The 13,623-nt window shown below is 48.7% G+C and carries 9 protein-coding genes, 1 tRNA gene and 1 pseudogene; 5 read left to right on the top strand and 6 right to left on the bottom strand.

All coding sequences use genetic code 11. The features are described 5' to 3' along the window. Positions 1–452, top strand: a pseudogene (locus ACO0KV_RS07380) (hypothetical protein); the annotation flags it as partial. On the opposite strand, the gene ACO0KV_RS07375 reads toward ACO0KV_RS07380, so the two are convergent. The 5 genes from ACO0KV_RS07375 to ACO0KV_RS07355 form a co-directional block, all read right to left on the bottom strand. Further along, positions 444–1,436, bottom strand: a complete 993-nt coding sequence (locus ACO0KV_RS07375; RefSeq protein WP_423041393.1) for a tyrosine-type recombinase/integrase — start codon at positions 1,434–1,436, stop codon at positions 444–446. The pseudogene ACO0KV_RS07380 and the gene ACO0KV_RS07375 overlap by 9 nt on opposite strands. Before the next feature lie 164 nt (positions 1,437–1,600). Beyond that, a tRNA-Leu gene (locus ACO0KV_RS07370) sits at positions 1,601–1,685 on the bottom strand. Between the two features lie 177 nt (positions 1,686–1,862). Beyond that, positions 1,863–3,239, bottom strand: coding sequence for an MATE family efflux transporter (locus ACO0KV_RS07365; RefSeq protein WP_423041391.1), 1,377 nt, complete (start codon positions 3,237–3,239; stop codon positions 1,863–1,865). Beyond that, positions 3,236–4,957, bottom strand: a complete 1,722-nt coding sequence (locus ACO0KV_RS07360) for an ArnT family glycosyltransferase (RefSeq protein ID WP_423041389.1) — start codon at positions 4,955–4,957, stop codon at positions 3,236–3,238. Before ACO0KV_RS07360 ends, ACO0KV_RS07365 begins: the two co-directional genes overlap by 4 nt. Before the next feature lie 225 nt (positions 4,958–5,182). Further along, positions 5,183–5,449, bottom strand: a complete 267-nt coding sequence (locus ACO0KV_RS07355) for a type B 50S ribosomal protein L31 (protein WP_423041387.1) — start codon at positions 5,447–5,449, stop codon at positions 5,183–5,185. 301 nt (positions 5,450–5,750) lie between these two features. On the opposite strand from ACO0KV_RS07355, the gene ACO0KV_RS07350 reads away from it, so the two are divergent. Beyond that, entirely contained in the window at positions 5,751–6,380 is a 630-nt protein-coding gene (locus ACO0KV_RS07350; RefSeq protein WP_423041385.1) for a trimeric intracellular cation channel family protein, read from the top strand. Here ACO0KV_RS07350 and ACO0KV_RS07345 read toward each other — a convergent pair. Then, entirely contained in the window at positions 6,358–7,008 is a 651-nt protein-coding gene (locus ACO0KV_RS07345) for a TetR family transcriptional regulator (protein WP_423041383.1), read from the bottom strand. The two genes, ACO0KV_RS07350 and ACO0KV_RS07345, sit on opposite strands and share 23 nt — an antisense overlap. Positions 7,009–7,578: 570 nt before the next feature. Between ACO0KV_RS07345 and ACO0KV_RS07340 the strand changes: the two genes are divergently transcribed. Genes ACO0KV_RS07340 through ACO0KV_RS07330 form a run of 3 tightly spaced genes read left to right on the top strand, consistent with a single transcriptional unit; the run spans position 7,579 to position 13,588 of the window. After that, positions 7,579–8,901 carry an efflux RND transporter periplasmic adaptor subunit gene (locus ACO0KV_RS07340; protein WP_423041381.1) on the top strand — a complete coding sequence of 441 codons (1,323 nt, stop codon included), beginning with the start codon at positions 7,579–7,581 and terminating at the stop codon, positions 8,899–8,901. Positions 8,902–8,957: 56 nt separating this feature from the next. Next, the gene (locus ACO0KV_RS07335; RefSeq protein ID WP_423041379.1) at positions 8,958–12,143 is read left to right on the top strand and encodes an efflux RND transporter permease subunit; all 3,186 of its coding nucleotides are present in this window, start codon (positions 8,958–8,960) and stop codon (positions 12,141–12,143) included. Next, positions 12,143–13,588, top strand: coding sequence for an efflux transporter outer membrane subunit (locus tag ACO0KV_RS07330; RefSeq protein ID WP_423041377.1), 1,446 nt, complete (start codon positions 12,143–12,145; stop codon positions 13,586–13,588). The genes ACO0KV_RS07335 and ACO0KV_RS07330 overlap by 1 nt, the downstream gene beginning before the upstream one ends. Positions 13,589–13,623: the final 35 nt, after the last annotated feature.

Raw genomic sequence — 13,623 nt, 5'->3', positions numbered from 1 at the left:
TGGGTGAGATGTGTGTAGTTCATTATGCAATTTCGACTGGCCGGTCAAAAAGGCACAAATGCTATCGCATCTTGCCCTCATTAACCGGTACCGTTCATAAATTGCACTTCATCCTAGAATTCGCCTTTCATAAATGCGACAATAGAAAATGTTTTAATCCCAATCATTTATTCACTGGAAAGCAAGCTGCCAATATGCAAGACATGAAAGCAAAAGGCAGAGGGCGGAAAAATTTTGATAGTCAACTAGGCGATAAGCATTGGTCACATATAAATCCAGAAAAAATTCCAACTGGAAGCAAACACCACGCATCAAAACTATCTGATGGGATTGTTGAGGAAATAAGGCTGTCGAAAGAAACATCGACAGCCTTGGCAAAAAAATTCAATGTTTCAGTCGCTACAATTTGCTACGCAAGAAAAGGTAAAACTTGGAAGCATGTGTCACTTTAATTTGTCAGATATTTCCTCTGCTGTAGGATTAAAATAAACTTGCAGCATCTTCAAATCTTTATGACCGACCATTCGCGCCAATTCAAGCACATTCAATTTCTTTGCTAGTCGCGTAATTGCTTCGTGTCTTGTGTCGTGAAATTTTAAGTCATCAATTCCAGTTGTTGCCCTTGCTTTACGATAAAGCGCATCGAGACTTGCTGACGTGATACCGAAACAGGTTTCACCATTCTTCGGCAACATCTTTAATATCTCAAGCGCCCTTGGTGATAGGGGTACGTCGCGCTTTGAGCCGTTTTTATTCACTTCGGCTGGCAGCGTAGCAACCGAGCCTTTAATTGAACTCCAAGGCAACCAACAGATTTCTCCGGCACGCATAGCAGTTTCAATGGCAAACAGAAAGGCGGCCATGACTGCATGATTTTTTGTTCGCACTTCGCCATTAAAGCCAAAGGCAATTTTTAGCTTTTCTATTTCTTCTTCTGTTATGCGACGGTCACGCGCGGCCGCATTTTTTGGGCGCGTCACATCGGTGGTTGGACTTTCTAAAATCCACTTCCATTCTTTTCTAGCAATAGTGAAAACGTGACTGAGTAGATTTAACTCTCTGTTGACTGTTGAGCCGCTAACTGTTTGAAGGCGCATGTCACGCCAGCGAGCAAGTACAGCCGAATCAATCTCATGCAGCAACATGGTTCCGAACGGTTTTTTATCAACAAGATGTGCCGATATAGCTAGTAGCCTAACTTCCTCCCAATCCTTGCCTTTTTTCTCTACCGATACTTCCTTAGAATATTTTGTCAGAGCGTCGTCAAGATATTTATCCGTTGCACCGCCTTTTGATGCAAACTTACGAATCTCAACCTCTCTTTTGCTTGCCCAAGTTTGCGCTTCAATCTTAGTTGAAAACGTGGAGCTATCGCGCACGCCTTTTGTGTTGACTGACACGCGCCAGCCTGTACGTACTTTTTCAAACGATGCCATGATGTAATAACTCCCGCTGGTGGATTAAATAAGTCGGGTGATTGTCGGGTGAATTTCGGGTGAAGGCAAGAACTTAAAGGGCATAATAAAGCCCATAAAAGCTAGAATTTAGGCAAAGAAAAAGGGCTAAGTCATTGATTATTATGACTTAGCCCTGTGTTCCGTGGTGCCGAGAGCCGGAATCGAACCGGCACGCCTTGCGGCGCGGGATTTTGAGTCCCGTGCGTCTACCTATTCCGCCATCTCGGCAACGCATAAACGGGATTATGACAGGGCTGGCTTGTTTTTGCAAGTGGCGCGGTGGGTTGCGGGCGTGGAGGTTGATTTTTGGTGGGGGATTTTTGTGCTTTTGTGTATATTTTTTAGTTCATTTCACACTGAGGCGCGACGTGTCGGGATGGTGATGGGATGGTGAGGGGTTTGGTGTTAGTCGATGGTGAAATGGCGTTGTGCGCGTTGCAGGTAGAGCCACAGGCTAAGGGCAACTAAGGCGATGCTGGCGCTGTTAGCGAGCCAGAAGCCGGCGGCGCCGTGGAGTTGGTCGGGCATGATGCGCCATGGATCGAGGCCGATGATGTAACCGCCACCGAGGCCGCATCCCCAGAGGGCGACGGCGTACAGTACGGTGGGGATGACGGCAATTTTGTAGGCGCGTAAGACGAAGGCGGCGACGACCTGAATGGCATCAAAAATCTGGTACACCGCGATGAAGAAAAACAACGGCATGGCGGCGGCGATGATGGTTTCGTTGTCGGTGTAGGCGTGAAGGATCCATTCGCGGGTGAACCAGATCAGGACACCCATGGGGACGGCGCAGCCTATGGCCAGAACCAGCCCCGCCCGGCTGATTTTTTTTGCTTGCTGTAATTCTTTGGCGCCAATTGCTTGTGCGACCAAGGTGCTGGTGGAATTAGCGATTGACAGCGGTAGCATGTATAAAATGGTGCCAAAGTTGGCAGTCAATTGATGTCCTGATACGGCGACTTCGCCTAGTCGTGCGATGAACAGGGCCATGAAGGCATAAGCGGTCACCTCAATCAGATAACTCAGCCCCATAGGAATGCCAAGATGCAATAAGGCCTTGAGTGATTGCCATTGTGGACGGGCAAAGCCTGTACCAAATAGCGCGAAAATCTTGTAATAAGCAACGCGATGTAGAATCAACCAGCCAGTGATTAGCATCAGCCAGGCGATGACGGTGGTCGCTGCTGCGCACCCTGGACCACCCATCCCCGGAATGCCGAATCCACCAAAAATGAACAGGGTATTGAGTGGTACTTTGAGCGCCAATGAGGCCAACTGAATCGCCATCACCATTTTTGGTCGGCCGACGGCATTGTTGAGCGCGCTATAAATTCTGAAGCCTAGTGTTGCTGGCAGGGCTAATGCCAGTATTTGGAGATAGAGGCGGGATTTTTCATTGAGGGTCGGGGAGGCCTGGGCAATATCGAGTAACGATTGCGGGAACAATAGCATCGCACAACCAAGGCAGGATAAGAAAAAAGCGAGCCATATCCCTTGTTTTAATTTGGCACCAATTTGCGGAAATTCACGTGCGCCAAACAATTGCCCTACGGTCGGGGAGATCGCCTGTAGCACGCCATTAAGTCCCACAAAAATGCTGACATAAATCGATATGCCAATCGATAATGCGGCTAGATCCGTCGCAGAAAATCGTGAGGTCATTGCTGTGTCGATGACGCCATTGGCGACGACGGCTAACTGGCCGATCAGCATAGGCCAGGCAATCGCCGCAATGTGCTTTGCGTTACCAGCGACGCCTGACGCTGATGGGATGGTCATTTAATTTTACGACGATACAGGGTCAGCATTTCATCCTTGTCGTAGGCGCGATGTCCATTCCAGATGCGCTCCCATTGTTCGAGTTGATATTGTGATGGCAACTGGGGCTCTTCGGATTGCTTGCGATTGTGTTGCAGCATTAAAAAATCGCAATCATGATCAGAGAAGCCAGCAAAATGCACACCACCAAAATAAGCCATTGATGCACGTTGTGACGCTCCAATGTAAGCCTCGACACAATAGTCTTTCGCTGGCAACTGATGTGCGACCTCAACACTTAATGTGGCATAAGTGATGCGTTGATTAATCCATGGCATCCATAAACTCAGTAACAACATCCAGCACAAAATCACGCCGCCACTAGACAAAACAACCGCCCGCCACAGCACGGAGGGTTGGCGTGAAATTCTCCAGTACACAAGCAGGAACCAAGCAATGGTCGTCGCCAGCGCAATAGCAAAGACAAAAGGATGGAAGCTCGGGACAAAACCTGGCGCTAGGTGCAGAATCTTTGCACTCATTTTTTCTGGCCAACCGGTTTGTTCGGCGATCCAACCCAGCCAGATAAATCCGGCAATACCCGTCAACACGAGCACAGCAAACCAGTCAACGGCGTTGATGGCACTACGTTTCATGGTTGGCAACCCAAACGCAGCCAGAATTGCTAATGGTGGCAAAATCGGCAATAACAGACTTTCTTCTGATGCTGGATTTAAGAAGCTGAGGACGACAAAGCAAAGAAAGAACGTACTTGGTAACGAAATATGTAAGGCTTTTTCTTGTCGGCGCCACGCGTAAATCGCCCAGCCTGCAAATGGCCAGGCCGGCCACGCAAACCAGATACTGTATTTAAAGAAGTAAGAAATAGTAGCGATGCTTGGCCAATTAATCTGCCGGTAGTTCCACGACATCCATGCGGGATAGGGGCTACTGTCGTAAGGCGCGACAATGCAGATCGCCGTCAGCCATAAAGCGGGGAGTATCAGTGCGATTGGTAATGCTGCAACGATAAATTTAATCGGTCTGGTGTGCTGGCGATAGAGACAGAGCAGACTCAGGCAAATAATCAGGCTCAAAGGTACAACCCAGCCTCTGGTTAATGTCAGCATGCTCATGCTCAAGCCTAACTGGATGACCAGTCCCAGTTTTGGGGTGTCGAGCAGGCGTACGCATAGGTAAAGGCAAAAAGCGACCAGAGAAATTTGTAGCGTTTCAACGCTGGTTTCGTGGCTACGCACTAAGAGGCCAAGGCAGCCAAGATAGATGAGGAGCGCACCATCTGCCAGTGTTCTGCCGAAGTCTTGCGGTTCTGGCTGGCCGCCAAATGCCAGCTTGAGCGGTTGTGCTTCTGAACGCCGTCCTAAGAGATAGGTAGCATTCCATACTGAGACTGAGCCGATAACAAAAAAGATGCCCGTCGATAAACGCGCTGCCATCGGTTCGCCGATAATGCCCCCAAATAATTTAATGCAAATGGCTCCCAACCAGTAAGCGAGCGGACCTTTATCTGGCATTGGCATGCCAACGATATGCGGCCACAACCAGTCAGATATCGTGCCGTGTGCCATCGTCCACATCACACCAAAGCTGGTGGCGTCATCACCTTTCCAAGGGTCGCGGCCGATTAGGCCGGGAAGAATATAGAGTAGGCACAGGGCAAAGATTCCCCAGCGCGGGAGGGCAATGGTAGCGGCAGCAGGAAGTCGGACTGGCTTCATATGTAATCTTTTTAGAGTTACCGTGTCGGTTGTTGGTACATTACCTGTTTTGTTGCTCGCTTGAGACCGAGAGTCTAGCAAAAAGCGGCTAAACAAGTATGACGTCATCGATGGCTTGTGATTTGCGTCGCTTTGCGTAAGTTGTATATTTTAAATACATTGTACGGAGACGCTTAGTAAAAAAGGCAGCCTGAGCTGCCTTTTTTGATAAAACCGTTGTACTGCTTAGTTTGCAACAGATGTCTTGGAACCGACAGTGCCGAACTTTTTGCGGAACTTGTCAACACGACCAGCTGTGTCAACGATTTTATGTTTACCAGTGTAGAAAGGGTGGGATTCTGCAGAAACCTCGATCTTTACCAGTGGGTATTCTTTGCCTTCAAATTCAGCTTTGTCACGTGTGTTGATCGTAGAACGTGTGATGAATTTGAAATCGTTGGAAACGTCGTGGAACAACACTTCGCGATAATTTGGGTGGATGCCGTCTTTCATGCTTGCCTCAGTATATAAAGTAGGTAGCCAATATGCACTTCGTCGATCGCACTGCTTCTTGATCCGATTGCGTATCACTTGCCAGAGTTGATTAAAGTTGGATTTTGCGAGAAACAAAATGCCAAGCCCATGATTATACAATGGTTTTTGATGTTGGTGATAGTATCCCGAAGGCAAAACTACGTACCTTGAGGGTATATTTGAACAGAAATGAAGGGTATTTCTTGCGAGAAGCAGGCCGAGTTGGCACTTGCAGGTAAAATTGTATCTGTATAGTGAGAATCAGGTAAGGGTAAGACGTATGGCAAGTAGTTATCTTGGAATGAATGCAATGATTCATACTGCCGAAGTGGCAGGGGTGATTGCATTTGCTTGTTCTGGCTTTATCGAAGCGCGCCGTAAGCGCATGGATGCGGTGGGATGTTTTACGGTGGCGTTCATCACTGCCTTTGGCGGCGGAACTTTGCGTGATCTATTGCTAGATCGTCGGCCTTTGTTTTGGGTAGAAAATCAGGAATACCCTATTCTTATCTTTGTGTTGTCATTGATTGCCATTCCTTTATTGCGGCACTTACGCCACGCGTTGACTGAAAACGCGCTGGAATGGGCGGATGCCTTGGGCTTGGGTTTGTTTAGTGTGACCGGCGCGTCGCTGGCGCAAGAGGCTGACATGCCGTTATTTGTTTGTGCCATGATGGGCGTTATTACAGGGATTTTTGGTGGTGTGCTACGTGATGTGATTTGTAATGAAATTCCATTGGTGTTCCGCCGTAGCCAGCTTTACGCCACTTGTGCGTTTGCTGGCTGTTGGATATACCTCTTGCTGGATTGGCGCGGCGCATCCGAGGCCGTGGCTGTGCTCGCGGGTACGTCGACAACTTTTGCGATGCGGATGTTGGCGCTAAAATTTAACTGGAAGCTACCGGCTTAGCTTTTTTTAACGGTGGGCGGGCGAATAGGCCGGCCAGAAACATGTCGACCATACTCTCGGCGTGGGCAATCATGCAGTAGGCCGAGGTATCCTCCAGCCATTCATAGACGATGCCAACCAGAAACGCGTGGTTGGCTTGCATAGCAATCCATGTATCGGTATCTGGATGCAATTTGCCCTGATCCACTGCACTTTGGATGATGGCCTGAATCTTTGCCATACATTCGATGCGCTGACGTTTTTCGTTTTCAAAGAAGGGCAGGTCGGGATTTTTTTCGCAGCGATGAAAAATAATATCAAACACCCTGCGCTGACGTTGATCGCCTGAAACAATTTGCAAAAAATGAATATCTAATTGCTTTAAGGCAACAATGGGATCTTTGTCCGGTGTTTCCAAAATTTCATTGAGCAGCGCCTCCATGGGCAAAAATGCGCGATCGCACATGGCCTGCAGCAGGGCATTTTTATCTTTAAAATGCCAATAAATCGCGCCACGTGTCATGCCTGCGGCAATTGCTACATCGTTGAGCGTCGTGTTGGTGACGCCTTTTTGAGAAAACACCTGTTCAGCTGCATCGAGCAGTGATGCATAGGTTTCTAGTGTTTCTTCTTTGGTTTTTCTGACCATTGTTATTCCTTTTAGGTCTTACACAAAATGGCTCTGGCAGATTTTTATTCTTGTTGATGCCATCTCGCTGCGGTACCAGAGGCGTGTTGTCTAAGTTATATCCTGTCTTCGTCCTTCTTTGTTTTCAGTGGTTTTTGCTTCCTGTCATTGCTAGCGGTTGTGTCCTCACTGAATGGCTTGAGTCACTATTTTTATGTGCAGTGTGGTTTAGTTCAATCTACGCTGGTATGACGATTCTTCGTCAGATTGTCCATTTTTCGGGTCTTTATTGCATGGTTTTGGGGCAATACGCCTTCTGTTTTATAGGTAAAAATCAAGCATTTATATAACCGGGCGAGTACTTGTTCTTGCAATTGTAGGCAAATTTATGCATCTGTGACACTAAAATCGTTTATTTCCTTAAAAAAGATAAAAAAATAAAGACAAAAATTAAATAATTACTCAGCGATAAATCTCTTTTTACCGTTTGATTCCCCTCAATCTGTAAGGTTGTTAGTCAGCATTATATACAAACATGATTGTATGTATATAATAGCGTACCGTTTTTTAATCTTGCAGAAAGAATTCTTTATGCGCTTCTCAGACACTACACCTTCCGAACCTATTTCCAGAACACGCTCTTCGCTATCATCTCGGATTGAGCAGATCTACCAGCATCCGGCACTGCGTGTCCTTGCTTTGAGTTTGCCTTTAGTCACGTTGGCTGCTTGTGGCAATGAAGAATCCGCGCATGCCGCACCAGGTAATATGCCGCCACCAGAAGTGAATGTCGTCACCGTGACAAGCCGCGATCTGGCGATGGATTTTGAATATGTCGGTCAGACAGCGGGCTCACGCGAGACCGAAGTACGCGCCCGTGTCGCTGGTATCCTCGAAAACCGTTTGTATGAAGAAGGTTCGCGCGTCAAAGCGGGCGATGTCTTGTTTCAGATTGATCCTGGTACCTATCGTACACAATTGGCCTCCGCTGAGGCAGCAGCCGGTGTTAGCGAGGCAAAATTAAATCAAGCCAAGCGTGAATATGCTCGCCTTTCGCCACTGGCCGCAGAAAAAGCGATCAGCCAGAAAGAATTTGATGATGCTAAATCGACGCTCGAAACGGCTGAAGCTAGCTATAAACAAATGCTGGCGCAGGTCAATGAAGCCAAACTCAACCTCGGCTACACCAAAGTCGTCGCTCCCATTAGCGGCGTAACTGGTATCGCGAATAAATCCAACGGTAACCTGATCACCGCCGCAGATAGTTTGTTGACGACTATCGTGCAGACTGATCCGGTATATATCAATTTCAGTATTCCTGAAGCAGATTATCTAAAAGTCGCTAAAGAGGTGGGTAGCGGTAAGGTTGCGCTGCCAGGTAAGCGTGCAACAAATGGCAGTCTGGCTTTTGATGTGCAATTAAAACTTGCCGACGGCAGCATGTTTCCGACTACCGGCAAGATGAACTTTGTGAGTGAAAAAGTTAATCCGGCAACCGGCGGCTTTGATGCGCGTGCACAAGTCGCCAATCCGGATGGCAATCTGCGCCCTGGCCAGTTTGTACGTGTGATCTTAGCGGGTGCAAAACGTAGTTCTGCGCTGGCAGTGCCACAACGTGCAGTGATTGATGGACCGATGGGAAAAATGGTATTTGCGGTCTCACCCGACAATAAACTGGTGCCAAAACCAGTTGAGTTAGACGGCTGGTCGCACGGTGAATGGGTGGTAACCAAAGGTCTCAATAGCGGTGAGCGCGTATTGGTTGATGGCTTTATTAAAGCGCATGAACCAGGTATGACCGTCACGCCAGTTGCAGTGAGTGCCAAAGCGGCTGCAGCAAGCGATGCTACGGCGATGCCACCTGCACCTGCAAAAGTGGCATCAGGAAAAACCGCAGCCGACACTGCAAAATAAGCTCACTTTACTGAACATTGCGCTGCTTCGTCAGCAAAGGCAAACAGGATACTTTCATGTTTTCAAAATTTTTTATTAACCGGCCGATTTTTGCGACAGTACTGTCGTTGATTATCGTGCTGGCAGGTTTGGCCGCTTTGCGTGTCTTACCGATTTCGCGTTATCCGGAAATTTCTCCGCCCGTCGTCAACGTCACTGCCGTTTATCCAGGCGCGTCGGCTGAAGTGGTTGAGCGAACCGTTGCGGCACCGATTGAAGAGCAGATTAATGGTGTCGAACACATGCTGTACATGAACTCGGTCTCATCGGCCGATGGACGTGTCTCTATTGACGTGACATTTGAAGTCGGTACTGATCTGGATATTGCCGCAGTTAACGTCAATAACCGTGTACGCCAGGCTGATGCAAAATTGCCGCAAGAAGTGCGTCGTCAGGGTGTCACAGTGACGAAGAGTTCATCGAACTTTTTGGTGGTCGCTGCCTTGTATTCACCAGACAACCGTTATGATGCTTTGTTCTTGTCGAATTATGCGACACAGAATGTTTTAGATGCCTTAAAACGGGTGCCAGGTACCACCAATATTCAGATCTTTGGTGCTAAAGATTACGCAATGCGTATTTGGATGCGTCCAGACAGAATGGCACAATTGGGCGTGACGGTGAGCGATATTTCTAACGCAGTTTCTGAGCAAAATGCACAGTATGCCGCAGGTAAAGTCGGTGCTCCACCGAATAATTCTGAAGAACTGACCATGACCGTCACTGCCAAAGGGCGGTTACTGGAGCCAGCAGAGTTCGCCAACATCATCGTTAAATCCGATAAGAGTGGTGCAACGATCCGTATTAAAGACGTGGCACGGGTTGAGTTGGGTTCGAAAGATTACAACTTGTATGGTCGTGTTAATGGACATCCATCCGCTAACATTGGTGTGTTCTTACAGACTGGCGCTAACGCCCTCGAAACGCGTAAAGCCGTCGAAAAGACCCTGCAGGATCTGAAAGCGAAATTCCCTGAAGGCATGACCTATTCCACGCCTTATGACACGACTCCATTTGTCACTGAATCAATTGCTGAGGTACTAAAAACACTGGGCGAAGCGATGGTGTTGGTGTTTATTGTCGTGTACTTGTTTTTGCAAAGCTGGCGTGCAACGGTGATTCCTACCTTGGCCGTACCGGTATCCTTAATTGGCACCATGGCTGGCTTACATTTACTCGGATACAGCATTAACACCCTGACCTTATTTGGTATGGTGTTGGCGATCGGTATTGTGGTGGATGATGCGATCGTGGTGTTGGAAAACGTTGAGCGTTTGATGAATGAAGAGGGCATGTCCCCGAAAGATGCTGCCATTGAAGCGATGCACGAAGTCACGGGACCAGTCGTTGCGATTGTGTTGGTGCTGGTGGCTGCGTTTGGCCCGATCGCTTTCTTGGGTGGTTTGGCGGGTGAGTTGTATCGTCAGTTCTCAGTCACGATTTCGATTGCGGTTGTCTTGTCCGGTATCGTTGCGTTGACATTGACGCCAGCCTTGTGCGCGATCTTGTTGAAACCAGGCGCTGAAAATCATCACCGTTTTTTCACTTGGTTTAATGCCGCATTTTTGCGTCTAACCACACGTTATACCAACGGTGTGAGCTTCTTCCTTAAACGTGCCACACTCGGCGTTGCCTTGGTGTTAGGTATGGTGGCGTTGACTGGCGTTCTGTGGAAGCACGTTCCTGGTGGTTTGGTGCCAGATGAAGATCAGGGCTACTTTATTGGCGCAGCGATTATGCCGGATGGCGCATCGCTGGATCGTACTGACGCAATGGTTCGCCAAGTCGAAACGATCATGAAAACAAACAAGAATATTGATACGACGTTTTCTCTTGTTGGTCTCGACTTTTTGGGTGGTGGCGGTCTGAAGTCATCGGCTGCGACCATGTTCTTCCCACTCAAACCATGGGATGAGCGTGCCCAGTCTGCACAGCAACTGGTTGGTGAAAGTTACATGAAAACTGGCCGTATTAAAGAAGGTTTACCGTTGTTTTTCAGTCCACCAGCAATTCAGGGCTTGGGACAAACGGGTGGTTTTGAGTTCTATATGCAAAACGCGGGTGAAGGCGGCGTCAAACGTCTGGCGACTTTATTGCCACTGTTGTTAGCTGAAGCCAATAAACAGCCAGAACTGGCTGGTGTCAAAACATTGTGGCAAGCAAATTCGCCGCAGTTGTATGTCGATGTGGATAACGAAAAAGCCCGCTCTATGGGTGTGGCACTTTCTGATGTCTACAACACATTGGCAGCGACCTTGGGTAGTTACTATGTGAACGACTTCAACAAAAACGGTCGTATTTATACCGTACAGTTGCAGGCAGAAGGTCAGTACCGCGCTAAACCGGAAGATATCGGCAGCATGTATGTCCGCTCAGCGACTGGCCAGATGATTCCGGTGCGTGCTTTCACGACGATCAAATTTATCACCGGTCCTGATTCGGTACAGCGTTTCAATGCCTTGCCTGCGATTAAATTGCTGGGCGATGCGAAGCCGGGCTATAGCTCTGGTCAGGCGATTGCTGCGATGGAACGTGCAGCGAAAAACGTATTACCTGCCGACGTGGTCTACGACTGGGGTGGTGCTTCGTTCCAAGAAAAACGTAGCAGCAATGCGGCCGGCGTTGCATTGGGTGCCGGTGTACTGATGATTTTCCTGATTCTGGCCGCACAGTACGAAAAATGGTCGTTACCGTTCTCTGTTCTGTTAGCAATGCCATTCGGTATCTTTGGTGCGCTGCTGGCGGTGTACTTGCGTCACTTTAATAACGACGTGTACTTCCAGATCGGTCTGGTGACCTTGTTGGGCTTGTCGGCAAAAAATGCGATTCTGATCGTCGAGTTTGCAGTCATGAAAGTACATGAAGGTTATGCACCAGTGGCGGCGGCAGTGGAGGCGGCACGATTACGCTTCCGTCCTATTCTGATGACGTCGCTGGCATTTATCTTGGGTGTCGTTCCACTGGCGTTCTCGCATGGTGCTGGTGCAGCTGCACGCCAATCGCTGGGGACGGGCGTTTTAGGCGGCATGTTAGCGGCGACTTTCTTGGCGATTTTCTTTGTACCGTTATTTTTCAAACTGATTAATGACAAACGCCTCAATACAACGGAAGCGGATTTTGCTCATCCTGTAAAAAACCACCATCTAGTAGCTGACTTAGGTGCAAATACAGGCGCAAATGCAGACGTAAAGGCAAAGGAATAATGATGTTACATCCAAAATTTTTATTAACCGCGATGGCAGCAAGCCTAGCCTTGGCCGGCTGTGCATCAGTCGGCCCAGAATACAAGCGTCCATCACTGGACGTGCCGACGGCTTTAGTCATTCCCGCGACACAAGGTAAAAGCAGCGCCGTCGACTATATGGCATGGTGGAAAGGGTTTAATGACCCAGTGTTGAACGCTCTGCTGGAAGAAGCGCACTTTAATAACCAGGATTTATTGCTGGCTGCAGGTCGTGTAGAAGAAGCTCGTGCACTGGCAGCAGGGACGAATTCGAATCGCTATCCGACTGTCGATGCTAACATCACGCCAACCAAATTGCGCACTAGTCAGAATGCTGGGCTACTGGGAGCCGGCGCAGAACCTGTGAGCCGCGACTACAAACTTGGTCTAAGTGCGTCCTATGAGTTTGACCTGTGGGGTAAGCTGGCGCGGGCGGATGAAGCTGCTCGTGCACGATTACTTGCGCAGGAGGCGAATCAGGGTGTGGTGCTGACAAGCTTATATAGCTCGCTGGCGCAGAGCTATTTTACGCTGCGTGCCAGTGATGCGCAGTTGGCACTGGCAGAAGTGACCTTAAAAACGCGTCATGAAAATCTGCGCTTACAGCAAAAACTGTATGCTTCAGGCACCATTGGTGAAATTGATTTGCACGTTGCTGATTCTGAAGAGGCAGCAGCAGAGATCAGTTTGGCACAAGCCAAGCAATCTGTTGCCAACACGGAATCTGCGTTAGCGGTATTGTTAGGGCGCTCACCAGCAGCGGTCGCCGCTCCGGTGATTGCCCGTGGCAAGAATATAGATGGCTTGTATGGGCAACTTACCGTTCCTGCTGATCTGCGCTCGGACTTATTAGCGCGTCGACCTGATATTGTTATGGCGGAGCAGTCTCTGATTGCTGCGAATGCTGACATTGGCCAGGCAAAAGCGCAGTACTTTCCAAGTCTGAAACTGAGTAGCGGCGTCGGATACGAGTCGCAAGGGTTAAAAGACCTGATTAATCCAGCATCGATGCTATGGAACATCGGCGCCAATCTGACCCAGCCTATTTTCCGTGCTGGTGCGATTGGTGCTGTGGTTTCAGGTGCCGAAGCACGCAAAACCCAGGCGCTGGCGCAGTATGTACAAACAGTGCAGGGCGCATTTAAGGATGTGCACGATTCATTGAGTAACGTTGCAGCCGATGAACAGATTTACATCTCTGGACAACGTCGCGTCGCTGCATTGAAAGACTCGTTGCGCTTAGCCGAGTTACGCTACAAAAACGGCTATAGTAGCTACCTCGAAGTACTCAACGCACAGCGAGATCTGTGGCAAGGGCAAGTCACGCTGATTGACACTCAGCGCGCGCATCTGAGTGCAGTGGTGAGCTTGTATAAGGCTGTTGGCGGCGGCTGGGATGCAAGCCAGATTATTACTACAAAATAAATGCCGGTATTGCTGACTGGTTAAAATAAAAAAGC

Origin of the sequence: Undibacterium sp. RuRC25W, assembly GCF_049339825.1 — a bacterium.
Lineage (GTDB): Bacteria > Pseudomonadota > Gammaproteobacteria > Burkholderiales > Burkholderiaceae_D > Undibacterium.
This window is presented reverse-complemented; position numbering and strand designations above follow the sequence as displayed.